This is a genomic window from Rhizobium sp. BE258, from assembly GCF_031457345.1.
Lineage (GTDB): Bacteria > Pseudomonadota > Alphaproteobacteria > Rhizobiales > Rhizobiaceae > Rhizobium.
Window position 1 is genome coordinate 925,640 of the sequence record NZ_JAVDWL010000002.1, and the last position, 25,581, is coordinate 951,220.

General features: G+C 61.9%; 26 protein-coding genes. 21 read left to right on the plus strand and 5 right to left on the minus strand.

Features of this window, described 5'->3' with window-relative positions; genetic code table 11:
- Nucleotide 1: 1 nt before the first annotated feature.
- From J2X43_RS09895 to J2X43_RS09910, 4 genes are all read right to left on the minus strand, one after another.
- On the minus strand, nt 2-1,639 hold the full coding sequence (locus J2X43_RS09895; RefSeq protein WP_310293578.1) for an ABC transporter ATP-binding protein: 1,638 nt from the start codon (nt 1,637-1,639) through the stop codon (nt 2-4).
- Entirely contained in the window at nt 1,636-2,784 is a 1,149-nt protein-coding gene (locus J2X43_RS09900; RefSeq protein ID WP_112385071.1) for an ABC transporter permease, read from the minus strand. The genes J2X43_RS09895 and J2X43_RS09900 overlap by 4 nt, the downstream gene beginning before the upstream one ends.
- Nucleotides 2,784-3,872: a microcin C ABC transporter permease YejB gene (locus tag J2X43_RS09905; RefSeq protein WP_112514248.1), complete on the minus strand. Its 1,089-nt coding sequence runs from the start codon at nt 3,870-3,872 to the stop codon at nt 2,784-2,786. The genes J2X43_RS09900 and J2X43_RS09905 overlap by 1 nt, the downstream gene beginning before the upstream one ends.
- A 151-nt stretch (nt 3,873-4,023) precedes the next feature.
- Nucleotides 4,024-5,859, minus strand: coding sequence for an extracellular solute-binding protein (locus J2X43_RS09910; RefSeq protein WP_310293580.1), 1,836 nt, complete (start codon nt 5,857-5,859; stop codon nt 4,024-4,026).
- A 116-nt stretch (nt 5,860-5,975) separates the two neighbouring features.
- On the opposite strand from J2X43_RS09910, the gene J2X43_RS09915 reads away from it, so the two are divergent.
- The 7 genes from J2X43_RS09915 (at nt 5,976) to J2X43_RS09945 (ending at nt 12,603) form a co-directional block, all read left to right on the plus strand.
- Nucleotides 5,976-6,548, plus strand: a complete 573-nt coding sequence (locus J2X43_RS09915; RefSeq protein ID WP_310293582.1) for a hydrolase — start codon at nt 5,976-5,978, stop codon at nt 6,546-6,548.
- A gap of 108 nt (nt 6,549-6,656) precedes the next feature.
- Nucleotides 6,657-7,724 carry a penicillin-insensitive murein endopeptidase gene (gene mepA, locus J2X43_RS09920; protein WP_310293584.1) on the plus strand — a complete coding sequence of 356 codons (1,068 nt, stop codon included), beginning with the start codon at nt 6,657-6,659 and terminating at the stop codon, nt 7,722-7,724.
- Between the two features lie 85 nt (nt 7,725-7,809).
- The gene (locus tag J2X43_RS09925; protein ID WP_112514252.1) at nt 7,810-8,190 is read left to right on the plus strand and encodes a methylglyoxal synthase; all 381 of its coding nucleotides are present in this window, start codon (nt 7,810-7,812) and stop codon (nt 8,188-8,190) included.
- A gap of 12 nt (nt 8,191-8,202) precedes the next feature.
- A complete protein-coding gene (locus J2X43_RS09930; protein ID WP_310293586.1) occupies nt 8,203-9,228 on the plus strand; it encodes a glucokinase in 1,026 nt (341 codons plus the stop codon).
- Between the two features lie 93 nt (nt 9,229-9,321).
- Nucleotides 9,322-11,103, plus strand: a complete 1,782-nt coding sequence (locus J2X43_RS09935) for an ABC transporter ATP-binding protein (RefSeq protein ID WP_310293588.1) — start codon at nt 9,322-9,324, stop codon at nt 11,101-11,103.
- 18 nt (nt 11,104-11,121) lie between these two features.
- Entirely contained in the window at nt 11,122-11,946 is an 825-nt protein-coding gene (gene dapB / locus J2X43_RS09940) for a 4-hydroxy-tetrahydrodipicolinate reductase (RefSeq protein WP_310293590.1), read from the plus strand.
- A 21-nt stretch (nt 11,947-11,967) separates the two neighbouring features.
- Complete coding sequence (locus J2X43_RS09945) at nt 11,968-12,603, plus strand: 2,3-bisphosphoglycerate-dependent phosphoglycerate mutase (RefSeq protein ID WP_112385062.1); 636 nt, start codon at nt 11,968-11,970, stop codon at nt 12,601-12,603.
- 47 nt (nt 12,604-12,650) lie between these two features.
- Here J2X43_RS09945 and phnF read toward each other — a convergent pair whose 3' ends face one another.
- Nucleotides 12,651-13,388: a phosphonate metabolism transcriptional regulator PhnF gene (gene phnF / locus J2X43_RS09950; RefSeq protein WP_310293592.1), complete on the minus strand. Its 738-nt coding sequence runs from the start codon at nt 13,386-13,388 to the stop codon at nt 12,651-12,653.
- 100 nt (nt 13,389-13,488) lie between these two features.
- Between phnF and phnG the strand changes: the two genes are divergently transcribed.
- The 14 genes from phnG to phnN all read left to right on the plus strand — a co-directional run bounded on the left by phnG (nt 13,489) and on the right by phnN (nt 25,567).
- Complete coding sequence (gene phnG / locus J2X43_RS09955; RefSeq protein ID WP_310293594.1) at nt 13,489-13,953, plus strand: phosphonate C-P lyase system protein PhnG; 465 nt, start codon at nt 13,489-13,491, stop codon at nt 13,951-13,953.
- Nucleotides 13,953-14,561 (plus strand): phosphonate C-P lyase system protein PhnH, encoded by a 609-nt coding sequence (gene phnH / locus J2X43_RS09960; RefSeq protein ID WP_310293596.1) that lies wholly within the window; start codon nt 13,953-13,955, stop codon nt 14,559-14,561. The genes phnG and phnH overlap by 1 nt, the downstream gene beginning before the upstream one ends.
- Before the next feature lie 3 nt (nt 14,562-14,564).
- Complete coding sequence (locus tag J2X43_RS09965) at nt 14,565-15,671, plus strand: carbon-phosphorus lyase complex subunit PhnI (RefSeq protein WP_112385058.1); 1,107 nt, start codon at nt 14,565-14,567, stop codon at nt 15,669-15,671.
- Nucleotides 15,668-16,546, plus strand: coding sequence for an alpha-D-ribose 1-methylphosphonate 5-phosphate C-P-lyase PhnJ (locus tag J2X43_RS09970; protein ID WP_112539950.1), 879 nt, complete (start codon nt 15,668-15,670; stop codon nt 16,544-16,546). The genes J2X43_RS09965 and J2X43_RS09970 overlap by 4 nt, the downstream gene beginning before the upstream one ends.
- Nucleotides 16,543-17,319: a phosphonate C-P lyase system protein PhnK gene (phnK, locus tag J2X43_RS09975; RefSeq protein WP_112385056.1), complete on the plus strand. Its 777-nt coding sequence runs from the start codon at nt 16,543-16,545 to the stop codon at nt 17,317-17,319. The genes J2X43_RS09970 and phnK overlap by 4 nt, the downstream gene beginning before the upstream one ends.
- Before the next feature lie 2 nt (nt 17,320-17,321).
- A complete protein-coding gene (phnL, locus tag J2X43_RS09980) occupies nt 17,322-18,032 on the plus strand; it encodes a phosphonate C-P lyase system protein PhnL (protein WP_310293602.1) in 711 nt (236 codons plus the stop codon).
- Nucleotides 18,029-18,646 (plus strand): DapH/DapD/GlmU-related protein, encoded by a 618-nt coding sequence (locus J2X43_RS09985; RefSeq protein WP_310293604.1) that lies wholly within the window; start codon nt 18,029-18,031, stop codon nt 18,644-18,646. Before phnL ends, J2X43_RS09985 begins: the two co-directional genes overlap by 4 nt.
- Before the next feature lie 115 nt (nt 18,647-18,761).
- Nucleotides 18,762-19,607, plus strand: coding sequence for a phosphonate ABC transporter ATP-binding protein (gene phnC, locus J2X43_RS09990; protein WP_310293605.1), 846 nt, complete (start codon nt 18,762-18,764; stop codon nt 19,605-19,607).
- Between the two features lie 92 nt (nt 19,608-19,699).
- The gene (gene phnD, locus J2X43_RS09995; RefSeq protein WP_112385052.1) at nt 19,700-20,605 is read left to right on the plus strand and encodes a phosphonate ABC transporter substrate-binding protein; all 906 of its coding nucleotides are present in this window, start codon (nt 19,700-19,702) and stop codon (nt 20,603-20,605) included.
- A 67-nt stretch (nt 20,606-20,672) separates the two neighbouring features.
- Nucleotides 20,673-21,644 (plus strand): phosphonate ABC transporter, permease protein PhnE, encoded by a 972-nt coding sequence (phnE, locus tag J2X43_RS10000; protein ID WP_310293606.1) that lies wholly within the window; start codon nt 20,673-20,675, stop codon nt 21,642-21,644.
- A gap of 8 nt (nt 21,645-21,652) precedes the next feature.
- Nucleotides 21,653-22,993 carry a phosphonate ABC transporter, permease protein PhnE gene (gene phnE, locus J2X43_RS10005; protein ID WP_310293608.1) on the plus strand — a complete coding sequence of 447 codons (1,341 nt, stop codon included), beginning with the start codon at nt 21,653-21,655 and terminating at the stop codon, nt 22,991-22,993.
- Nucleotides 22,994-23,124: 131 nt separating this feature from the next.
- Complete coding sequence (locus tag J2X43_RS10010) at nt 23,125-23,820, plus strand: DUF1045 domain-containing protein (protein ID WP_310293610.1); 696 nt, start codon at nt 23,125-23,127, stop codon at nt 23,818-23,820.
- An 11-nt stretch (nt 23,821-23,831) separates the two neighbouring features.
- On the plus strand, nt 23,832-24,971 hold the full coding sequence (locus J2X43_RS10015; RefSeq protein WP_112385048.1) for an alpha-D-ribose 1-methylphosphonate 5-triphosphate diphosphatase: 1,140 nt from the start codon (nt 23,832-23,834) through the stop codon (nt 24,969-24,971).
- Nucleotides 24,968-25,567: a phosphonate metabolism protein/1,5-bisphosphokinase (PRPP-forming) PhnN gene (gene phnN, locus J2X43_RS10020; RefSeq protein WP_112514267.1), complete on the plus strand. Its 600-nt coding sequence runs from the start codon at nt 24,968-24,970 to the stop codon at nt 25,565-25,567. Before J2X43_RS10015 ends, phnN begins: the two co-directional genes overlap by 4 nt.
- The last annotated feature ends 14 nt before the right edge of the window (nt 25,568-25,581 follow it).

The window sequence follows — 25,581 nt, forward strand, 5'->3', positions numbered from 1 at the left end:
TTTACTGCTGAACGGCAGGCGTCGGCACTGCCTCGATGTTGAACGCGGCGGCCATCAGCGCCTTGGTATAATCGTCCTTCGGCGCCTGGAATATCTCTGCAGACGGCCCCTGCTCCACCACCTTGCCGAAGCGCATGACGATGACGTCGTTGGCGAGCGCTTTGACGACCTTCAGGTCGTGGCTGATGAAGAGATAGGCGAGATCGTGCTTCTTCTGCAGATCGCGCAATAGATCGACCACCTGGGCCTGCACGCTCATATCGAGCGCCGATGTCGGCTCGTCGAGCATGACGAAGCGCGGCTTCAGCACCATGGCGCGGGCAATGGCGATGCGCTGCCGCTGGCCGCCGGAGAATTCATGCGGGTATCGCCAGCGGGTCAGCGGATCGAGGCCGACCTCTTCCAGCGCCCAGCAGACGCGCTGGTCGCGATCTTCGTGCGAGAGCGAGCGCTCGTGCACCTTCAGTCCTTCGGCGATGATATCGCCGACCGACATGCGAGGGCTGAGCGAGCCATAGGGATCCTGGAAGACCACCTGCAGCTGATTGCGCAGCGGCCGCATCTGCGTGAACGAATAGCTTGCTATATCCTTGCCGACGAAGCTGATGCGTCCCTTGGACGAGATCAGCCGCGTCAGCGCCAGGCCGAGCGTGGTCTTGCCCGAACCGGATTCGCCGACGACGCCGAGCGTCTGGCCGGCCCGCAGCGACAGATCGATGCCATCGACGGCCTTGACGTGATCGACCACGCTGCGCATCAGCCCTGCCTTGATCGGGAACCAGACGCGGATATCCGAGCCTTCCATGACGACAGGTTTCGTCAGGTCGGCCAGCGGCGGCTCGCCGCGCGGTTCGGAGGCCAAGAGGTGGCGGGTATATTCGTGCTGCGGCCGGGTGAAGACTTCCTCGACCGTACCGGTCTCGACGATCTTGCCCTTGGTCATGACGCAGACACGGTCGGCGAACTTGCGGACGATACCGAGGTCATGGGTGATGAACAGCATGGACATGCCATGCTCGCCCTTCAGCTTGCGCAGCAGTTCGAGGATCTGCGCCTGCACCGTGACGTCGAGCGCCGTCGTCGGCTCGTCGGCAATCAGCAGTTCCGGCCGGTTGGCGAGCGCCATGGCGATCATGACGCGCTGGCGCTGGCCACCCGACAGCTCATGCGGATAGGCCTTGAGGCGCTTTTCCGGCTCGCGGATACCGACCTGGTTGAGGAGCTCAAGCACGCGCTTGCGCGCCGCTGCACCCGTGACGCCCTGATGCAGGTCGAGGATTTCGGCAATCTGCTTCTCGATCGAGTGGAGCGGATTGAGCGAGGTCATTGGCTCCTGAAAGATCATCGTGATGTCGTTGCCGCGCACCTGGCGCAGCTCCTTGTCCGATGCCTTCAGCAGGTCCCTGCCCTTGAACAGGATCTGACCGGTCGGGTGGCTTGCCGAGGGGTACGGAAGCAGCCGCAGGACGGAGTTGGCCGAGACCGATTTACCGGAGCCGGATTCACCGACCAGCGCCACGACTTCGCCCTTGCGGATATCGAAGGAGATGCGATCCACAGCCAGCGATGTTTCGCCGCCCTGATGAAAGGCAACCGAGAGATCACGGACCGAGAGGAGGGTTTCGGGGCTCTCGCTCATTGGAACGTCTTTCTTGGGTCGAAGGCATCGCGGACCGCCTCGCCGATGAAGATCAGCAGCGAGAGCATGATCGACATGGCGAAGAAGGCGGTGAGCCCCAGCCATGGTGCCTGCAGGTTGGACTTGCCCTGGGCGATCATCTCACCCAGCGACGGCGAGCCAGGCGGCATGCCGAAGCCGAGGAAGTCCAGCGAGGTCAGCGTGGTGATCGAGCCCGACAGGATGAAGGGCAGGAAGGTCAGGGTCGCGACCATGGCGTTCGGCAACAAGTGGCGCCACATGATGGTGCGGTTGTTGACGCCAAGCGCGCGGGCTGCACGCACATATTCGAAGTTTCTGGCGCGCAGGAATTCGGCGCGGACAATGCCGACAAAGCCGACCCAGGAGAAGAGAAGCATGATGCCGAGCAGCACGAAGAAGCCCGGCGGCAGGATCGCGGCGATGATCAGCAGGATATAAAGCACCGGCATCGACGACCATATCTCGATGAAGCGCTGCAAGAGCAGGTCCGTCCAGCCGCCGAAATAGCCCTGCACCGCGCCGGCGGTGACGCCGACGACGGCCGAGCAGATGGTCAGCGCCAGGCCGAAGAGCACCGAGATGCGGAAGCCATAGATGACGCGCGCCAGCACATCGCGCGCCTGATCGTCCGTGCCCAGCCAGTTGAGATTGCCGTAGTTGCAGTTCGGGTCGTTGACGCCCTGCGGATAACCGGCGCAGCGTTCCTCGGCGCCCATCAGCCAGAAGGGCGCGGTCGGGGCGGAATGCGGGATGTTGGAATTGACCGAGCGGTAGGAATAGCGGATCGGCGGCCAGATCATCCAGCCATTGGCATTGATCTCATCGGTGATGACATCCGAGCGGTAATCGGTCTCCGCCAGGAAGCCGCCGAACTTCTCTTCCGGATAATCGACGACGACGGGGAAAAGGATCTCGCCCTTGTAGGAGGCGATGATCGGCTTGTCGTTGGCGATGAACTCGGCAAACAGGCTGAGGATGAACAGCACCATGAACAGCCAAAGGGACCAGTAGCCGCGGCCATTGGCGCGGAAATTCCGCCAGCGGCGGATATTGGTCGGCGACAGCAGCCCCTTGCGTGGCGGCTTGACGGGTGTGGCGGTAGCGGGATTGGCGGCGGTATCCATCAGACATCCCTCCGCTCGAAATCGATGCGCGGGTCGATCCAGGTATAGATCAGGTCCGAGATCAGGCCGACGAAGAGGCCGAGAAGCGAGAAGATGTAGAGCGTTGCAAAGACGATCGGATAGTCACGATTGACCACCGAGAGATAGCCAAGACGGCCGAGACCATCGAGCGAGAAGATGTTCTCGATCAGCAGCGAACCGGTGAAGAAGGCCGAGATGAAAGCGCCGGGGAAGCCGGCGATGACGATCAGCATGGCATTGCGGAAGACGTGCCCGTAGAGAACCTGGCGCTCGTTGAGCCCTTTGGCGCGCGCCGTCGTCACATACTGCTTCTTGATCTCCTCGATGAAGGAGTTCTTGGTCAAGAGCGTCGTCGTCGCGAAGGCGGCCAGCGACAGCGAGATCAGCGGCAGCGCCAGATGCCAGAAGTAATCGAGCGGCTTCTGCCACCAGGCGAGCTGGTCGAAATTGTCGGAAACCAAGCCACGGAGCGGGAACCAGTCGTAGAAGGATCCGCCAGCAAAGAGCACGATCAGCAGGATACCGAACAGGAAGCTCGGCACTGCATAGCCGACGATGATCACGCCAGACGTCCAGACGTCGAAGGTCGATCCGTCCTTGACCGCCTTGCGGATGCCGAGCGGAATGGAGATCGTGTAGGAGAAGATCATGATCCAGACGCCGAGCGAGATCGACACCGGCAGCTTGTCCTTGATCAGATCGAGAACCGAGGTGTTGCGGAAGAAGCTCTCGCCGAAATCGAAGCGGATATAATTCCACATCATCTCGCCGAAGCGGGTGAGCGGCGGCTTGTCGAAACCGAACTGCTTTTCGAGCTTGGCGATCAGCTCTGGGTCGAGGCCCTGGGCACCACGATATCGCGATCCCTCGTCACCACCCTGCCCCAGAAGATCACCGCCACCGCCGGAAAGACGCTGGTCGGCGCTGTCGGCCTGGCCGGTGAGCTGCGCGATCACCTGCTCGACCGGACCACCCGGCGCGAACTGGATGACGGTGAACGAAATCGCCATGATGCCGATGATCGTCGGTATCATCAGAAGCAGGCGGCGAAGGATATAGGCTCCCATCAGCGCGCGGCCTTCCAGGTCTTGAATTTCGCCGGGATGCGCATCCTGTCAGAAGTCGTCAATCGCTGGGCCTTTCACCGGTTAGCCCGGCTTTTTCATGGTGATTCGAATGGACCATTTGGACCTCAGCGGCCCAGCCAATGCAAGTCCGCTATTTCGCGTCCTTCGACCACCAGACATCGGGGAAGCCGATGGAATATTCCGGCAGCTCCGCCGGGTGAGCGATCTTGTCCCAATAGGCGAGACGCGAGTTGTTGCTGTAGAAGAGCGGCACGACATAATGGTTGGCGAGCAGCACCCGGTCCATCGCCTTGATCGCCGCCACCTGCTCGTCGCGATTGGGCGCGAAAATGATCATCTTGATCAGCGTGTCGATCGCCGGATTGGTGATACCGGCATAATTGCGCGAGCCCTGTTGGGCGGCGGCTTGGGAACCCCAATAGTCCATCTGCTCATTGCCCGGATTCATCGTCTCGCCCCAGATCGACCAGATCATGTCGTAGTCGAAGCTCCGGACGCGGTTTGTGTATTGCGAGGCATCAACCGTGCGCAGGCGGGCGTCGATACCGATCTTCTTGAGATTGTTGGCGAAGGGCATGACCGAGCGCTCGAAAGACGAGTTCGAGAGTAGGATCTCGAAGCTCATCGGCTGGCCGGTCTTGCTGTTGACCATCTTGTTGCCCTTCAGTTCGTAACCGGCTTCCTTGAACAACCCGATCGCCGTCTTGAGGTTATCGCGCAGCTTCTGCGGATCGCCTGCGACAGGGTTCGTGTAAGGCGTGGTGAAAACCTCCGGCGGCACCTGATCCTTCAGTCCCTGCAGGATTTCAAGCTCGCGCCCCTGCGGCAGCGCCGAAGAGGCAAGGTCCGTTCCCCAGAAGTAGCTGTCGATCCGCTTGAAGGCGCCATAGGCCAGGTTCTTGTTCAAATCCTCGAAGTCGAAAGCGTGATTGAGCGCTTCGCGGACGCGCGGATCCTTGAACTGGTCGCGGCGCGTATTGGGGGTCAACGCCTGCATGATGCCGACGGAACGCAGAGCGTTCGGCACTTCCTCCCGGATCACCCGGCCGTCCTTGACCGCCGGAAAATCATAGGCGGTCGCCCAGCGGCTTGCCTGGTTTTCCTGGCGGTAATCCACATTGCCCGCCCGGAACGCCTCGAACTCGACGTCGCGGTCTCCGAAGAACGTATAGGTGATGTTGCGGAAATTGTTCTGACCGACATTGACGTTAACGTCCTTGCCCCAATAGTCGTCGCGCAGTTCATAGCGCACTGTGGAACCGGCGGTGAAGGCAGCGATCTTATAGGGTCCCGAGCCCATGGGCGTCTCAAGCGTCGTCTTGGTTATGTCGCGCGGCTTGCCGTCAGCACCCGTCCCTTCCCACCAGTGCTTCGGCAGGATCGACAACTGGCCGAGAATATTCGGAAGCTCCTTGTTGCCCTTCTCGTCAAACGTGAAGGTCACATCGCGCTCGCCGGTCTTTTCCGCCTTCGTCACATGCTTGTAGTAATTCGAAAGAAGCGGATTGAGCTCCTTTGCCTTGTCCAGACTGAAGATGACATCATCAGGCGTCACCGGCTGACCGTCTGCCCATTTTGCTTCAGCACGCAGCCTGAATGTCGCGCTGGAGAAATCGGCGGGGTAGGAAATACCTTCCGCCAACAAGCCGTAGCTGGCGAGCAGTTCATCGTCGGCCGATTTCGTCAGCGTCTCGAACACCAGCGGCGAACCGTCCGCGAGTTCACCCTTCGAAAGCAAGGGATTGAAGGTGTCGAAGGTACCTGTCGTCGACAGATTGAGCGTGCCGCCCTTCGGCGCATCCGGGTTAACATAGTCGAAGCGCTTGAAGCCCGGCTTGTACTTGAGTTCGCCGATAGTCGACGTGCCGATCTGGAAGTTCTGCTCCTGGGCTTTAACGGGCAAGGCCAGCGCGCTCAGTGCCACGAGAGCAACAACCAGACTTTTCTTCGACCCCACAAACGCCATTCGCCAACCCCTATTGTTTCGGTTCGGGCGAGAATAAGGAAAATGGCGGCGAAAAACAGGAGAGAGTTTGGTTTTTGCCGATCTCGCGAAATTTTGACCTGCCGTTCGGAGCCCCCATGTCCCTTTACGATCCCAAGACTACCGCACTTATCTCTATCGACCTGCAGGCCTTTATCACCAGCCGGCCGGTTGCTCCTCACAGTGCTCAGCACGTCATTGAAAACACCGCGGCGATTGCCAGACAGCTGAAATCACAAGGCGGCACCGTCATACTCGTCACCGTCGGGTTCTCTGCGAACTATGCCGACGCCGTCAATCAGCCGGCCGACGAACCGGCGAGCTTCCCAAAAGGCGGACTGCCCGCCGCCGCACTCGAAGCGCCGCCGGAGATTGCGGCACTGACTGTCGATGCCCATGTCGTCAAGCGTCAGTGGAGCGCGTTCTACGGCACCGATCTCGATCTTCAGCTTCGCCGCCGCGGCATCAGGACCGTCATTCTCGCGGGGATCGCAACCAATTTCGGCGTCGAGTCGACCATTCGCGATGCCTATGCACATAACTACGCGGTCATTGCCGCCGAAGACGCGATGACGAGCTTCACCGCGGAGATGCACGGATTTGCGTGTGAGAAAATCTTGCCGCGGCTGTCGCGCGTCAGAAAGACCGCCGATATCCTCGCCAATCTCTAAGCAGAAGCGGCCCGCCTTCGCGCGAAGCGTGATGAAAACATCGATTCACCAGAATTGCTTTTCACGGTAAATTCAACCGCAAATCACCTGGCAATTTCGGGAACCCGCATGACGCTCCGCCTCGCTTCGTCCAAGATTTTCGGCAAACTCGCCTTGGCGGGCGCATTGAGCGCCGGCCTCATATCGGCTGAAGCCGATGCGCAGCAGAAACAACCGAGCCCGGGCAGTGCAAAAGCCATCTTCGGGTCGGTTTCGCTTCCCTCTCAGGGGCCCGCGCAGCCGATCGGTTTCTATGCCAAGGGCTGCATGTCGGGTGCCGTTGCGCTTCCGGCCGACGGCCCGACCTGGCAGGCCATGCGGCTGTCGCGCAACCGGCGCTGGGGCAATCCCGCGATGATCGCGCTTCTAGAGCGGCTCTCCCGCGATGCGCAGCAACAGGCAGGCTGGCCGGGTCTGCTTGTCGGCGATATCGCGCAGCCGCGCGGCGGGCCGATGTTCAATGGTCACGCCTCTCATCAGGTCGGCCTCGATGCCGATATCTGGCTCACCCCGATGCCATCGCAGCGCATGAGCGTGCAGCAGCGCGAAGATCTGCCGTTCACGACGATGCTGCAGAAAGGCAAGTTCCTGACCGTCGATCCGAAGATCTGGACGCAGCCGCGCGCCGAACTTCTGATGCTCGCCGCCAGCTATCCGCAGGTCGAGCGGATTTTCGTCAATCCGGCGATCAAGAAGAAGATGTGCGACACCTGGACCGGCGACCGCACCAATCTCGGCAAGCTGCGCCCGGAATATGGCCACGACTCGCATTTCCATATCCGTATCAAGTGCCCGCCGGGCGCCACCGCCTGCAAGCCGCAGGCGCCTGTTGCTGCCGGAGACGGCTGCGACAAGTCGCTGGCGTGGTGGTTCACCAAGGAACCCTGGGCAAAACCCGCGCCGCCGAAGCCCGGCACACCGCCGCCGAAGCCGCCGCGCGAGGGCCAAGTTTCGGATCTACCTAAGGCCTGTGCGGCCGTGCTCGATACACCTTCCGTAGCCTCGGTGGCGGCAGCGACCTATGGCGGCCCCTCGGCGGCAAGCGCGCTGACGGCGACACCAGCTGCGGCGCCTGCCGTTTCGGATCAGGGTCTGCCGCCCACCGGTCCGATTCCCGCCGACAAGCCGATGCAATGATCGCTGCGCAGGCTTGTGTTTCAAATCGCACGCTTGGTATAGAAACGGCCAAATCGATTGAAACCCGTGATGGAGGTCCTTCTTGATGGCCGGCGGCAAATGCCTCGCATTGATTGCGCATGACCAGAAGAAAGACGACATGGCGGAATTTGCCCGCCGCAACCGCGACCTTCTCGCACAGTGGAAGATCGTCGCGACGGGCACCACCGGCGGCCGCGTTCTCGATGCCGTCCCCGATCTCGACGTGACGCGCCTGAAGAGCGGCCCGCTCGGCGGCGACCAGCAGATCGGCGCGCTGATCTCCACCGGCGAAATCGGCGCCTTGATCTTCTTCGTCGACCCGCTGACGCCGATGCCGCATGATGTCGATGTGAAAGCGCTGATGCGGCTTGCGATTGTCTACGATATTCCGATGGCGCTGAACGAAGCGACCGCCGATAAACTCATTCCGACCCTTAAAGCTTGAGCGGAAAAGGCCATGTCCATGCTTGATGCCAGCGATGCCCAGATGCCCTTCCCGATCCTGATCGGCGACATTGGTGGTACCAATGCCCGCTTCTCGATCCTTGCCGACGCATCGGCCGAAGCGATCAATTTTCCGAATGTCCGGACGGCCGATTTCGAGACGATCGACGACGCTATCAAGGCAGGCGTTTTTGCAAAGACGGATCTGCGGCCGCGTTCGGCCATTCTTGCCGTTGCCGGTCCTATCAATGGCGACGAGATTCCGCTGACCAACTGTGACTGGGTCGTGCGGCCGCATACGATGATATCGGGCCTCGGCATCGAGGATGTTCTCGTCGTCAACGACTTCGAGGCACAGGCGCTGGCGATTTCGGCGCTCGCGCAGGATGAACGTGAACAGATCGGTCCAGCCTCGGGCGACCTGATCGCTTCACGTGCCGTTCTCGGGCCGGGCACGGGTCTTGGCGTTGGCGGTCTGGTTCATGCGCGCGGCTCGTGGATCCCGGTTCCTGGCGAAGGCGGCCATGTCGATCTCGGTCCGCGCTCGGAGCGCGACCTGCAGATCTTCCCCTATATCGAGCAGATCGAAGGGCGCGTTTCGGCAGAGCAGATTCTTTGCGGCCGCGGGATTGTGCATCTCTATCGCGCCATCTGCATTGCCGATGGTATCGAGCCGAAATATAGCGATCCGGCCGATGTGACGTCGCACGCACTTGCCGCAACCGATCCCGTTGCCGCCGAAACCATTTCGCTGTTTTCGACCTATCTCGGCCGGCTCGCCGGCGATATCGCGATGCTTTTCATGGCGAAAGGCGGCGTCTATCTCTCCGGCGGTATTTCGCAGAAGATCCTGCCGGCGCTCCGCAAACCGGAATTCCGCGCCGCCTTCGAGGACAAAGCGCCGCACTCGCACTGGCTGCGCGACATCCCGACTTTCGTCGTCACGCACCCGCTGGCGGCACTGGCCGGACTTTCCTTCTACGCCCGTGCACCGGAGACCTTCGGCGTTTCGACGGATGGGCGGCGCTGGCGGAGCTAGCGCCAGTCTAGCCAAGCCGCTGGCAAATCTTTATAGAGCCCCGCGAGTGCGCGGGCTTGCCACGCACACGATCTGAAACGGGAAGCGCAATTTTTGGAATCGCCCGCAAACAAGAGCGTGAATAGCGATACGGTCGCGAGCGTACTGAAGCGCATCATCGCCGAGAACGGCCGTGAGCACGTAATGGGCTACGTCTTCGCGATCGTCTGCCTGATCATCGTCGCGCTCTCGACGGCCTATACCGCCTGGATCATGCGCGCGATCATCGACGAGGCTTTTGCCAACAGGCGGGCCGACATCGTGTGGGTCATCTGTCTGTCAATCTTCATCGCCTTCGTGGCGCGCGGTTTCGCCAGTTATGGCCAGGCGGTGGCATTGTCGAAGGTTGGCAATAATATCGTCGCGCGTTACCAGCGGCGGATCTATGCGCACCTGATGACGCTGTCGGTCGGTTACTACAACGATACCCGCTCGGCGCAGATTGCCGCCCAGGTCAGCCAGAACGTCAGCGGTATCCGCGATGTAATGAACCTGACAATCACCTCGACGGCACGCGACCTGCTCTCCTTCGTCTCGCTGGTCGCGGTCATGGTTTATCAGGATCCGATCCTGAGCGTCATCATTTTCGTAATGGCGCCGCCGTTGCTTCTAGGACTTCGCTATCTTTCCAAGCGCCTTCGGGATGTCACAAAAGAATCGATCCACCTGAACAGCCGTGCTTTCGGGGCAATGCAGGAATCGATCCAGGGCATTGCGATCGTCAAGGCGTTCACCATGGAACGCGAGCTTGAAAAACGGGTCAATCAGATCATCGGCGTCGCCGAGCAGCGCGCCAACAAGATCGCCCGCCTTTCCGAACGCAATGCGCCGATGACCGAGAGCTTTGCGGGTCTGGCCGTGGCCGGTGTCCTGGCTTACGCCGCTTACCGCTCGATCTATTACAACGTTCCTCCGGGGGCGTTCTTCTCGTTTATCACCGCGTTGCTGCTTGCCTACGATCCGCTGCGCCGCCTCGCCAAGCTTCAGGTGCAGATGGAGCGCGCCGCCGTCAACGCGCGGATGATTTATGAACTGCTCGACATGGAGCCGCGGCAGCGCGATCTGCCGGATGCGAAACCGCTGACGGCGACCGAGGCCCGCATCGAATTCCGCAATGTTTCCTTTGCCTATGGCAACGACCCGGTGCTGAGCGATGTGAGCTTTGTCGCAGAAGGCGGCAAGACCACGGCTCTTGTGGGGCCATCGGGTGCCGGCAAATCGACTATCATCAATCTGATCCCGCGCTTCTACGATCCGAAAAGCGGTGAGATCATCGTCGATGGGCAGGACATCGCCCATGTGACGAAGCAGTCGCTACGCGAGCAGCTCGCCTATGTGTCGCAGCAGCCCTACCTGTTCGAAGGCTCGATCCGCGACAATATCCGTTATGGCCGTCCGGATGCGACGGACGCGGAGATCGAGGAAGCAGCCCGCCTCGCTTATGCCCACGACTTCATCATGGCCCAGCCCGACGGCTACGACACAGCGGTCGGCGAGAATGGCGTGACGCTTTCCGGTGGTCAGCGGCAGCGCCTTTCGATCGCCCGTGCGCTGGTGCGCAATGCGCCGATCCTGCTTCTCGACGAGGCGACTTCAGCGCTCGATACGGAATCGGAAGCTGCCGTGCAGAAGGCGCTCGATGAAGCGATGACCGGACGAACCGTCGTCGTCATCGCACACCGGCTATCGACCGTGGTGCGCGCCGACAAGATCGTCGTCATGCAGCAGGGCCGTGTCGTCGAGGAAGGCAATCACGAGACGCTTGCGAAGCTCGAAGACGGACTTTACGCTCGCCTCAACAATCTCCAGAGGCCGGCGGCCTCGAGTTCCATCTGATACGGGAATACGACTGATATGAGCGACGCTGCTATGAAACTGGTTGTGGTTGGAGCAGCAGGGCGCATGGGCCAGACGCTGATCCGGCTGATCGATTCCATCGACGGCGTGACATTGCATGCGGCGATCGAACGCGCAGGCTCGCCCTTCGTCGGGCGCGACTCGGGAGAGCTCGCCGGACTTGGGCCGAACGGCGTGATCATCGGTGATGATCCGCTTTCCGCCTTCCTGCATGCCGAGGGCGTGCTCGATTTCACCTCGCCGACCGCGAGCGTCGAATTTGCCGGACTGGCGGCGCAGGCGCGCATCGTCCATGTCGTCGGTACGACGGGATGCTCGGATGCCGACGATGCCAAGATCCATGCGGCCGGGCGCCATGCGCGGATCGTCAAATCGGGCAATATGAGCCTCGGCGTCAATCTTCTCAGCGTTTTCATCGAACAGGCAGCGCGGGCACTTTCGCCAGAAGACTGGGATATCGAAGTTCTCGAAATGCACCACAAGCGCAAGGTCGATGCGCCCTCCGGTACCGCGCTGTTGCTCGGGGAAGCCGCTGCAAAGGGCCGCGCAGTCGATCTTAAGACCCAGTCTGTTCGCGTTCGTGACGGCCATACCGGCGCCCGCGAAGCGGGTACGATCGGTTTCGCGACGTTGCGCGGCGGGTCCGTGATCGGCGAACATTCGGTTCTCTTTGCCGGCGAAGGCGAGATCGTCTCGATGTCGCATAGCGCAGCGGACCGTTCGATCTTCGGACGCGGCGCCATCAAGGCGGCGCTCTGGGCGCGCGACAAGAAGCCGGGTTTCTATTCCATGCTCGATGTTCTCGGGCTCTCTTCACAATAATCCCTACGGAGGCAGACTTTTATGAGCGGCACACTCGTTCTCGTTCGGCATGGCCAGAGCGACTGGAACCTGAAGAACCTCTTCACCGGCTGGAAGGATCCCGACCTGACCGAGCTCGGCATTCAGGAAGCCACGACCGGCGGCCAGGCGCTGGCAGACTACGGCATCAAGTTCGACGTCGCCTACACGTCTGCGCTGACCCGCGCGCAGCACACGCTGAAGCTCATCCTCGACAAGGTTGGCCAGCCCGGCCTGCAGACGATCAAGGATCAGGCTCTCAACGAACGTGACTACGGCGATCTTTCCGGCCTCAACAAGGACGATGCCCGGGCCAAGTGGGGCGAGGAGCAGGTCCATATCTGGCGCCGCTCCTACGACGTCCCGCCTCCGGGCGGCGAAAGCCTGCGCGACACGGGCGCCCGCGTCTGGCCTTACTACCTGACGGAAATCCTGCCGCGCGTTCTTCGTGGCGAGAAGGTTCTCGTTGCGGCTCACGGCAACTCGCTGCGTTCGCTGGTCATGGTGCTCGACCACCTGACCCGTGAGCAGGTCCTAGACCTCAATCTCGCGACCGGCGTTCCGATGGTCTACAAGCTGAAGGCCGATTCCACCGTCGCTTCCAAGGAAGTGCTGGGCGACATGTCTGCCGCACACTGAGCCGGATTCACATCGATCAGAAAAGCCGGGCCAAGCGCCCGGCTTTTTTAGTTTTCGATTGTGAACTGTACCCTGTCGGCAGCGAAGCGGGTGATGGAATATTGAACGGGAACGCCGTCGAGATCGGTATTCATCGCCTTGGTGATCAGCAGGATCGCGCCCGGTGTGAGCTCAAGATCGGCGATATCCCCGGCGTCAGCATGCGCGGCGGTGATCTCCGTCGTTGCGCGCACATAGTCCTGCAAGCCAAGCAGCGCGAAGGCCTTGGTGATCGATTCCGTCTTGCGATAGGTTTCGGCGATATCGCCAAAGCGCGCGGCCGGAAACCAGCTCGTCGCCCGTGACACCGGGCGCTTGTCCGCCTCCCTTGTCGTCTCCAGCCTGATGACAGCGTCGCCCGCGCGCATCTTCAGCCAGCGAGCGACCTCCGCATCAGCGGGTTCTGCGGCAGCCGCCAGTAGAAAGCCGCGCGTTTCTCTCGCCTGACCGCTGATACCCGTCGTGAAACGGGTGCGCTTGCTGATCGGGAAGTTCAGCCGTTCCCGACGCTCGATCAGCGTGCCGCGGCCCTGCACGGCGCGGACGATCCCTTCCTGTGCCAGCGCGGCAAGGGCGCTTCGAACCGTATGCCGATTGACGCCGAACTGCTCGGCGAGCATCGTTTCCGGTGGCACCATGCCCGTTTCATCATAGGCACCGCGGGTGATTGCTTCGCGGATTCGATCCGCTATCTGGCGCCATAGCGCCACCCCCGTCTGCCTTTGCACCTGCTTCAGCCCAGCCATTTCACCCCTGCCGTGTCACACGCTTGTCACGTCCCCGATTTAAGCGTAACCATATCTTGTATGGTTGTCTATATCAATAGACATTTCGAAGGATGTGGCGATGAGAGCAGCAGAGAAAATCGAGGCAGCCGACAGCAGGAAAAGAGTGGTCGATCTCCTCGCCCGCTCCGACCTTGCCGAATTGAATGACGCCTGGGAGGCGCTTGCGGACAAACCGGAAGTGCAGGCTGTGCGCGGCCCTGAAACCGGGCTGGTGATGGTTCGCGGCCGTATTGGCGGCGGCGGCTCGCCCTTCAATCTCGGCGAAGTGACGGTCACCCGTGCAACGATCCGGCTGGAAAGCGGGACCGTCGGCCACGGCCAGTCGCTCGGCACCGATCGGAAGAAGGCACGGCTTGCCGCTATCTTCGATGCTCTCTGGCAGGAAGAGGCAAGCAGGGCTTTCGTCGAGGAAAAGCTGCTTCAGCCGATCGCCCGGCACATTGCCGCCGCGGCGCAGCAGAAGGCCGACGAGACGGCCGCGACCCGCGTCGATTTCTTCACCATGGTGCGGGGAGAAGACTGATGGAACTCAAAAGCGATACTTTGACCGGCGGCTTTGCCGAGCCGGTTTTCCAGGCCCAGAGCGTCTTCAAGGCGATGATGGATGCCATGGCCCGCCCCGGCTCTATCCAGACGCTGGCGCCCGATGCTGCTCCGCCGGCCCCTCTTGGCGTAGCGGCCGGTGCAATCGCACTGACGCTCTGCGATCACGACACGCCCGTCTGGCTTTCGCCTGCGCTCAACAAATCTGCGGTGCCGGGCTGGCTGAGCTTTCATACCGGTGCGACCGTCACGACCGAGAAGGCCGAAGCGCGCTTCGCCTTCGTCGACAGCGGCATGGCAGTTTCGTCTTTCGGACTCTTTGCGCCGGGCACGCAGGAATACCCCGACCGCTCGACGACTGTTGTTATCGAGATCGCTTCGCTCGAAGGCGGCAAGACGCTGGCGCTGATGGGACCGGGGATCAAGACCGTGACGGAAATCGCGCCGGCGGGGCTGCCGGAGACATTCATCCGCCTCTGGAACGAGAACCGCACCCTCTTCCCGAGGGGCATCGACATCGTTCTGACGGCGGGCAGCAGTTTCCTCTGCCTGCCGCGCACCACCAAAATTACCGCAACGGAGATGTGAGCAATGTATGTTGCAGTCAAAGGTGGCGAAGCCGCCATCGCCAATGCTCACCGCCTGCTCGCCGACCGCCGCCGCGGCGACCGCTCGCTTCCGGCCATCGGCATCGAGCAGATTGTTGCCCAGCTGGCCCTCGCGGTCGATCGCGTCATGGCCGAAGCCTCGCTCTATGACCGGACGCTAGCGGCACTCGCTGTGCGCCAGTCGCGCGGTGACATGATCGAAGCGATCTTCCTGCTCCGCGCCTACCGTACGACACTGCCGCGCTTTGGTTATTCACAGCCGCTCGACACCAGCCGCATGACCATCGAGCGCCGTATCTCGGCAACCTACAAGGACCTGCCGGGCGGCCAGCTGCTCGGCCCGACCTTCGACTACACGCACCGTCTGCTCGACCCATCGCTTTTGACCGACGAAGCCGTCGAAGAGCCGGCTCAGCGTCAGGCCGAAACCGGCCGTGTCATCCGCGTTTCCGAGATCCTCGGCCAGGAAGGTCTGATCGAGGGTGATGGGGACATGCCCGAGGATCACGAGATCGGCGACCTGACGCGCGAGCCGATGGAATTCCCGATGAGCCGGGATCTGCGGCTGCAGGCACTGGCCCGGGGCGATGAAGGCTTCCTCTTGGCGCTCGGCTACTCGACACAGCGCGGTTACGGTCGCAACCACCCCTTCACTGGTGAAATCCGCATCGGCGAGGTGGAAGTCGAATTCGATGTTCCCGAACTCGGCTTTGCCGTCTCGCTCGGCACGATCCAGGTAACCGAGTGCCAGATGGTCAATCAGTTCAAGGGCTCTGCCAAGGCGCCGCCGCAGTTTACCCGCGGCTACGGTCTGGTCTTCGGCCAGAGCGAGCGCAAGGCGATGTCGATGTCGCTGGTCGATCGTGCGCTGCGCGCCGGTGAACTCGGCGAGGACGTGACGGCACCGGCACAGGACGAAGAATTCGTCATCTCGCATGCCGATAACGTTCAATCGACCGGCTTCGTCGAGCATCTGAAACTGCCACATTACGTCGACTTCCAGGCCGAACTCGATCTCGTGCGCCGCATGCGCCGCGACTTCGAGGCAAGCCGCCGCAACGGCGAAGCAATGAAGGAAGCAGCCGAATGACCGATCTTGCCACCTACAACTTTGCCTACCTTGACGAGCAGACCAAGCGGATGATCCGCCGCGCGATCCTGAAGGCGATCGCCATCCCCGGCTACCAGGTGCCCTTCGCCAGCCGCGAAATGCCGATGCCTTACGGCTGGGGCACCGGCGGCGTGCAGGTCACGGCTTCGATCATCGGCCCCGACGATGTACTCAAGGTCATCGACCAGGGCGCCGACGATACGACCAATGCCGTCTCGATCCGCGCCTTCTTCCAGAAGGTCGCCAATGTGGCGGTCACCACGCATACCAAGGATGCGACGATCATCCAGACGCGCCACCGCATTCCGGAAGAGAAGCTCGGCGCCAATCAGGTGCTAGTCTATCAGGTGCCGATCCCGGAGCCGCTGCGTTTCCTCGAACCGCGCGAGACCGAGACCCGCAAGATGCATGCGCTGGAGGAATATGGCCTCATGCATGTGAAGCTCTACGAGGACATCGCCCATAACGGCCGGATCTCGAAGACCTACGCCTATCCGGTGAAGGTTGCCGGGCGCTATGTTATGGACCCGTCGCCGACCCCGAAGTTCGATAATCCGAAAATGCACATGTCCGATGCGCTGCAGCTCTTCGGCGCCGGTCGCGAAAAGCGCATCTACGCCGTGCCGCCCTATACAGACGTCGTCAGCCTCGACTTCGAGGACTATCCCTTCGAGATCCAGCGCTTCGGCAAGCCCTGCGCGCTCTGCGGCGCCGAGGAAGTCTATCTCGACGAGGTCATTCTCGACGACAAGGGCGGGCGGATGTTCGTCTGCTCCGATACCGACCATTGCGAAGACCGCCGCGAGCACGGCCATGCCGGCGAAATGCTTGCGCCCAAGGAGGCTGCGGAATGACCGACACACCGCTTCTCAAAGTCAACGACGTCTCGAAATTCTACGGCAACCGCATCGGCTGCCGGAACGTGTCCTTCGATCTCTGGCCCGGTGAAGTGCTGGCCATCGTCGGTGAATCCGGCTCCGGCAAGACGACGCTGCTCAACTGCATCTCGACCCGCCTGATGCCGACCACCGGCAGCGTCGAGTATCACATGCGCGACGGCAGCTACCGTGATCTCTACCGCATGAACGAGGCCGAGCGCCGCTTCCTGATGCGCACCGACTGGGGCTTCGTGCACCAGAACCCGGCTGACGGCCTACGCATGACGGTCTCGGCCGGCGCCAATGTCGGCGAACGGCTGATGGCGATCGGCGACCGGCATTACGGCAAGATCCGCTCGACGGCCATCGACTGGCTGGAGCGCGTCGAGATCAATGCCGAGCGCATCGACGACCAGCCGCGCGCCTTCTCGGGCGGGATGCGTCAGCGCCTGCAGATTGCCCGCAATCTGGTGACTGGCCCTCGCCTCGTCTTCATGGACGAGCCGACCGGCGGCCTCGACGTCTCGGTGCAGGCCCGCCTGCTAGATCTGGTCCGTGGTCTCGTCAATGATCTCGGGCTTGCGGCGATCGTCGTCACCCACGACCTCGCGGTCGCGCGCCTGCTGTCTCACCGGATGATGGTGATGAAGGACGGCAATGTCATCGAGCATGGTCTCACCGACCGCGTGCTCGACGATCCGCGCGAGCCCTATACCCAGCTTCTCGTTTCCTCCATCCTGCAGGTGTGACCATGGCAACGCCACTCGTCGTTTCGGAAGTCGCAAAGAGCTTCACCATGCATCTGCGCGACGGCATCAAGCTGCCCGTCGTCTCGGATGTCTCCTTCTCGGTTGCCGCAGGCGAATGCGTCGTGCTCGGTGGCCCCTCGGGCATCGGCAAGAGCTCGCTCCTGAAGATGATCTACGGCAACTATGCCGTCGATACCGGTCAGATCCTGGTCAATCACCAAGGCAAGGTCGTCGATCTCGCCTCGGCCGATCCGCGCACGATCATCGAGGTGCGCAAGCAGTCACTCGGCTATGTCAGCCAGTTTCTGCGCACCGTGCCACGCGTTGCAGCCCTCGACGTCGTTGCCGAGCCGTTGCTCGCCCGCGGCGTACCGGCGAGCGAGGCGCGAGAGCGGGCTGCCGTCCTGCTGACCAAGCTCAACCTGCCGGAGGCACTCTGGCAGTTGCCGCCCGCGACCTTCTCAGGTGGAGAGCAGCAGCGCGTCAACATCGCCCGCGGCTTCATCACCGATCATACCATCCTGCTTCTCGACGAACCGACGGCATCGCTCGACGCCACCAACCGCGCTGTCGTCGTCGGCATGATCGCGGACAAGAAGAAGGCGGGCGTTGCCCTGCTTGGCATCTTCCATGACGAGGAAGTGCGCGAAGCAGCCGCCAACCGCATTCTCGACGTTCAGAAATTCTCTCCCAGAAAGGCCATTGCGGCATGACCCGGCAGATCGGCGAAAAGCCCTATATCCACGAGACGGCATCGGTCAGCGACACCACACTTGGCCGCTATACCGAGGTCTCGGAACGGTGCCGGATCAGCGAAGTGGAGTTCGGCGACTATTCCTACATCATGCAGGACGGCTCGATCTGGTGCGCGACGATCGGCAAGTTCGTCAACATCGCCGCCGCGGTGCGCATCAACGCCACCAACCATCCGACCTGGCGGGCGACGCTGCACCACTTCACCTACCGCGCCACCGACTACTGGCCGGATGCGGACATGGAAACCGATTTCTTCGAGTGGCGCCGGTCCAATCGCGTCACCATCGGTCATGACGTGTGGATCGGTCATGGCGCGACGATCCTTCCCGGCGTGACCGTCGGCAACGGCGCCGTGATCGGCGCGGGCGCCGTCGTCTCCAAGGATGTCGTCCCCTACACGATCGTCGGCGGCGTACCGGCAAAGCTCATTCGCGAGCGGTTCGGCAGGGGTGTCGGCGAGCGGATGGACAAGCTCGCCTGGTGGGATTGGGAGCATTCGAAGCTGCGCTCGGCGCTCGACGATTTCCGCGCGCTTTCGGCCGAGGATTTCCTTAGCCGGCACGGCGTTTGATGCAACTTTGCCGGCGCTGATTGTGACAGTCATTACACAAAACTGACATTGGAGGTTCATCAAGCGGGACTAATGCACTGCGAGACGAAGGTCCCGGATTGCAAGGAAGAGCATGATGTTCGAGCTGAAGAATGTCACCCGCCGTTTTGGCAAAAAGCTGGCAGTGGATTCCGTCACGCTCGATATTCCACAAGGACAGATGGTCGGCATTATTGGCCGTTCGGGCGCCGGCAAATCCACTCTTCTCCGGATGATCAACCGCCTGCAGGAACCGACCTCCGGCTCCATTCATTTCGGCGGCGTGGAAGTCTCGTCGCTGCGCGGCGAGGCGCTTCGCAACTGGCAGCGCGACTGCGCGATGATCTTCCAGCAGTTCAATCTGGTGCCGCGTCTCGATGTGCTGACCAACGTGATGCTCGGCCGCCTGAACCATCGTCCGACGATGCTCTCGCTGCTCAGCATCTTCAGCCGCGAAGAGCGCATCCATGCGATTGCCGCTCTGGAACGCCTTGGCATCGAGCAGACGGCGCTGCAGCTTGCGGGCACGCTTTCGGGTGGCCAGCAGCAGCGCGTGGCGATTGCCCGCGCGCTGATGCAGAAGCCGAAGATGGTTCTCGCCGATGAGCCGATCGCCTCGCTCGACCCGCTGAACGCCAAGATCGTCATGGACGCGCTGCGCGACATCAATGAACGCGAGGGCATCACCGTCATCACCAACCTGCACACGCTCGACACCGCCCGCAGTTATTGTGAACGGATCGTCGGTATGGCCGGTGGCCGCGTGGTCTTCGACGGCAAGCCCGGTGACCTCGATGCGTCTGCGGTCAAGGAAATCTACGGCACCGACAAGGACGGCGCCGGTATCGACGAAACCATGACGTCGACATCGATCAACATTCCGGCGGCAGCTGCCGCCCATCAATCCGCTGGCCTCCAACCGCTGGCGCTGGCCGGTCTCTGAGCGAGACGGCTGCGATCGAGAGCCCGCGTCAAGGGCACAGTTCTTCGTATCAAGAGAGACCACCGGGGACACCGGTCAATCAGGAGAGTACCATGTTGAAGAAAGCACTCTTTGCCGCGACGGCGCTTTTCGCGCTTTCCGGCGTTTCGCATGCTGCAGACCTCAAGGAATTCCGCGTCGGCATTCTCGGTGGCGAAAACGAAACCGACCGCCTGCGTAACTACGCCTGCCTCGCCGACCACCTGAAGACCGAATTCGGCTTCGAAAAGGTCTCGCTGTTCCCGGCCGCCGACTATGACGGCGTTATCCAGGGCCTGCTCGGCGGCACGCTCGACTTCGCAGAACTCGGCGCTTCCGGCTATGCAGCTGTCTACCTGAAGGACGCAAAGGCCGTCACCCCGATCCTGACGACGCAGCAGAAGGACGGCTCGACCGGCTACTACTCGATCGGTCTCGCCCTGAAGTCCTCCGGCATCAAGACAATCGCCGACGCCAAGGGCAAGAAGCTCGGCTACGCCGATCCGGACTCCACCTCGGGCTATCTCGTTCCGCTGACGCAGATCCCGAAGGACACGGGCATGCCGAACGACCAGTTCTTCGCCTCCACGCAGTTCAACGGCGGTCACGAGAACAACCTTCTCGCTGCATATGACGGCAAGGTCGACGTTGCTGTTGACGACTCCTCGGGCCTCGGCGATTTCAAGGACGGCTACACCTCCGGCACCTTCCGCAAGGAAGTCGACAAGGGTGCTGTCGACCCGAACAAGCTGGTCGAAGTCTGGCGCTCGCCGCTGATCCCGAACGGCCCGCTCGTCGTTCGCAACGAGCTCGGCGAAGAGTGGCAGAAGAAGCTGGCTGCATTCTTCACGGCTCTGCCGGAGAAGGACCACAAGTGCTTCACCGCTATCGAAGGCGGCGACTACAAGGGCTACGCGCCTGTCACGCACGAATTCTACAACGCCGTTGTAGACGTTCGTAAGGCTGCCATCGGCGGCTAATCGACTGACATTCATCGGGGGCGGCCGTCATTGGCCGCCCTTTTTCCTGCGACGAAGCGGACACGCCATGACCCTTGCCGATTCCCGGATCCACGCGCATGAAACCCAGCAGAGCAGCCGAGAGATTGGCGATGCCTGGGGCCGCATGGTGGCGCGCCGCCGCCTCTATACCGGCATCGGCCTGATCCTGCTTCTGATCGCCTTCGTCAGCTCGGTCCGCTTCGCCGACGAAAGCAATGCAGGTCACTTCTTCGACCGCCTTCCGCATCTCTTCGACTTCCTGAGCTGGCTGATCCCGAAGGACTGGCACGACGTCTGGCGCGCGCTGTTTGACTTGGCGAGCCCGAACGACAAGGGCGGTGAGGAGTTCAACTTCGCCAAGGGCCGGGTCTATGTTTTCGGCGACTATTACATTCCTGAATATTTCGAGCTGATGATCATCACGATCAACGTCGCGCTCGTCTCGACGATCATCGGTTTCATCTTCGCGGTGCCGCTAAGCTTCTTTGCCGCCCGCAACCTGACCAGGAACTGGCCGCTGCGGGTGTTTTCGAAGCGGGTGATGGAATTCCTTCGCGCCTTTCCCGAGATCGTCATCGCCGGGCTGTTTTCGGCGATCCTGTCGATCGGTCCGGTGGCCGCGATCATCGCCGTTTCGCTGCACACAATCGGCGCGCTCGGCAAGCTGTTTTACGAAGTCGTCGAAAACATCGATATGAAACCGGATGAAGGCATGAAGGCGGTCGGCGCCAACTGGCTGGAGCGCGTCCGTTTCGCCGCCATGCCGCAGGTCATGCCGAACTTCGCCTCCTATGCGCTGCTGCGCCTTGAGATCAACGTGCGCGCCTCGACCATCATCGGCGCAGTCGGCGGCGGCGGTATCGGCGAGGAGCTGAAGCTTTCCATCTCGCGCGGCTTCGGCGCGAAGACGGTGGCTCTCGTGCTGCTGCTCTTCGTAACGATCGTTGCCGTCGATCAGTTCTCCGCATGGCTGCGCCGCCGTCTGGTCGGCGAGCACGCTTTCCTTCTGCAACATTGAGGCCCGCCATGACGGTGATCGACGCAAACCGGATGCACGAGATCGAGGCGCGCTATCCCGAATATTTCCACCGCTCGTTCCGCCAGCGGTTCGGCGCCCTGCTGATCGTGATCGCGACGCTGCTCTATGGTCTCTACGCCGTCTGGTTCTTCGACCTGCCGAAGCTACTCGCCGAAGCCCATTGGGAGCGCGTCGGCATCTATCTCAGCCAATGGGTGAGCTACGACGTACAGCCCGAATTCCGCATTCAAGAGGACGGCTCGATCGAGACGCGCTACCCGCGCTTCTCGCCACTCGGCGACGATCCGCATCCTGATTGGGTGAAGAACGAACCCGGCAGCGTCACCGTTTTCGTCAGCGGCACGAACCGCACGGTCGTGGTCACCAAGGCAATGACGACAGTCAACGCTCATGGCATCAGCGTTCCCGTCGATCTCTCATCCGGCGCCCCGAAGGTCGTCGGCGAAGTTCCCTCGTGGATGACCGTCTATGACGACAACGTGCTTGCCGATCTCGGCTTTGCCGGTGACGTCAGCATCGCCTCCGACCGCGTGAAGGTGCGAAAGCGCTTCCTCGGCTGGGCGAATTTCGTCTTCGATACGCATTCCCCTTTCTTCGACAAGCCGGCCGCCGAAGTTCTGAGCCTGATCGTATCGGGCCCGCGCCTCGACCCCAGCCAGTCGAACATCTCGCTTGCCTTCGACAATATCTGGAACAATTCGGCCTGGCAGCACGGCGACGTCTGGACCAAGCTTTTCCAGACCATTGTCATGGCCTTCCTCGGCACCCTGCTCGGCTCGCTGGTGGCGTTCCCGCTGGCTTTCCTGGCGGCGCGCAACATCACGCCGAACCGGCTGCTGAACCAAGTGCTGAAGCGCTTCTTCGACTTCCTGCGCTCGGTCGACATGCTGATCTGGGCGCTGTTCCTGACCCGTGCTTTCGGCCCGGGGCCGCTTGCCGGTTCCGGCGCCATCTTCCTGACGGAGACCGGAACGCTCGGAAAGCTCTATTCGGAAGGCCTCGAGAATATCGACAACAAGCCGCGCGAAGGCATCAAATCGACCGGTGCCTCGACGATGCTCGTGCATCGCTACGGCATCATCCCGCAGATCGTCCCAGTCATCGTCAGCCAGACGCTCTACCAGTGGGAATCGAATGTCCGCGGCGCGACGATCATCGGCGCCGTCGGTGCCGGCGGTATCGGCCTAAAGCTCTGGGAAGCGATGCGCACGAACTCCAACTGGGAGAACGTCGCTTATATGGTCATCCTGATCCTGATCGTCGTCTTCCTGTTCGACATGGCCTCGAACGCTCTTCGCCACCGGCTGATGGGCAGCAAGACACATTAAAAAGATGATGGCGCCACGGCGTCATCATCATTCTGTCACGGAAATCTTTTAGCCGGGAACGAGCTTGCAGTCCGCGGTCAAATCACTGACATTGCGACCCCTGTTTCTGACGCTTTCCCGGGACAAGACCTTTGCGATACGCTCTCTATTTCACGCCGCCGCAGGATGATTTCCTGACGCGGGCGGCTGCCGAATGGCTCGGCCGCGATGCGTTTTCCGGCGAAACTTACCCGGCTCCCGAAGAGGCGGGGCTTCCTGCCGAAGAGCAGCCGGCACTGACCGCAGATCCGCGCCGCTACGGCTTCCACGCGACGATCAAGGCGCCATTCGCGCTTGCCTCCTCGGTGACCGAGAGCGACCTGATGGCCGTGGTCGAGGACTTCGCGGCCCGCACTCCAGCCTTCGAAATTCCCGAACTGGTACTCGGCCAGCTTGGCCGGTTCTTCGCACTCGTGCCCGGCTCGCTGCATCCGCCGCTTCAGGATTTTGCCGCAAGCGTGGTAAAGTCCTTCGAGCCGCTGCGTGCCGCCCTGTCCGAGGCCGATATTGCCAGGCGCAAGCCGGAGAAGCTGACGGAAAGCCAGAGAGCCAATCTGATGCGCTGGGGCTACCCCTATGTCATGGACGATTTCGGCTTCCACATGACACTGACCGGCCAGGTTCCGGACGAGCGCTCGGCGCTGATGAAATCGATCCTGGAGCGGCGTTTTGGCGCTTTCACCGGACGTCCGCTTTCCATTTCCGGCATCGCCGTCTTCACCGAGGAGACACGCGGCGCCGATTTCAAGGTTCATAGCCTTTTGCCGTTTACCGGCACCAAACGCTGAAAGACGATGCAATGACAAAAGAGACCGTGCTTTCCAACGCCCGCATCATTCTCGAGGATGACATCCTTCACGGCTCGCTGCTGATCCGCGACGGCAAGATCGCCGACATTTCCGAGGGCAACTCGGCCCATGGCGAGGACTTCGAGGGCGACTACCTGCTCCCCGGCCTCGTCGAACTGCATACCGACCACCTCGAAGGCCACTATTCGCCACGCCCCGGCCTGCGCTGGCACAAGACGGCAGCGATCCAGGCGCATGATGCGCAGATCGTCACCTCCGGCATCACCACCGTCTTCGACTGCCTGCGCATGGGCGCGGACGAGGATGGCGGCTTCGATCGCGGCGAGATGCGCGACATGGCCGACGCCATCCAGAAGGCCGAGCAGGAAGGCCGCCTGCGGGCCGAGCATCTGCTGCATCTGCGCTGCGAGGTCTCGGCCGACAACGTCATGGAGCATTTCGCCGACTTCGAGAACGACCCCTATGTCCGTCTCGTCTCGCTGATGGACCACGCCCCCGGCCAGCGGCAGTTCCAGACCATGGACCAGTACATCTTCTATTATCAGAAGAAGCGCGGCCTCTCCGACGAGGTGTTTGCCAAGTTCATCGAGAAGCGGCTTGCCGAATCCGCCCGCAACTCCACGCCCCACCGCATCGCCATTTCCAAGATCTGCAAGGAACGCGGCATCACGATTGCCAGCCACGACGACGCGACGCTCGATCATGTGGACGAGGCGATCGAGAACGGCGTGCGCCTTGCCGAGTTCCCGACGAGCTTCGACGCCGCAAAGGCATCGCATGAACACGGCATGAGCGTCCTGATGGGCGCGCCGAACATCGTGCGCGGCAAGTCGCATTCCGGCAATATCGCCGCCCGCGATCTGGCCGAGCGCGGCGTTCTGGATGTGCTGTCTTCCGACTATGTGCCGCTCAGCATGCTCTATGCGCCCTTCATCATCGCCGATGAGGTCGAGTCCATTTCGCTGCCGAAGGCTATTGCCATGGTCACCTCGACGCCGGCCCGCACCGTCAGCCTCGACGATCGCGGCCGGATCGCCACCGGGCTGCGCGCCGATCTGGTGCGCGTCTTCCGTGACGAAGGCGTGCCGGTCACCCGTTCTGTCTGGCGCGAAGGACGCCGTGTCGCATGATCCCGTCGCACGAACCCCACGCAGTTCCCGGCAGCGAACGCGGCATCATGGTCGTCGTTGTCGGCCCGAGCGGCGCCGGCAAGGATACGCTGATCGCCGTCGCTGCCCAGCATTTCGGCAGCCGTCCCGACGTCCATTTTGTCCGCCGCGTCATCACCCGTGATGGCGATGCCGGCGGCGAGGACCATCTCTCGGTATCGGATGCCGGCTTTGCCTCGATGGAGCAATCCGGCAGCTTTGCCGTCTGGTGGGAAGCGCATGGCCTGAAATACGGCATTCCGGCCGAGGTCTCCGTGGCGCTCGGCAAGGGACACCTGGTCATCGCCAACGGTTCACGCTCAGCCTTGCACCACTTCCAGGCCGCCTTCCCGCGTCTCAAGGTGATCAACGTCACGGCCCGGCCTGAGGTGCTCGCAGGCCGCCTCGAGGCCCGCGGCCGCGAAACCCATGAAGACATCATGGCCCGTCTTGCCCGCGGCTCGCTGACGGTTCGCGGCGACTACGACGTCACCGATCTCGACAATAGCGGGACGCTGGCCGAGGCCGAACGCAAGATCGTCGATACGCTGAACGGCTTCCTCGCGGAAGTGGGCTGATCGAAGGAGATCCC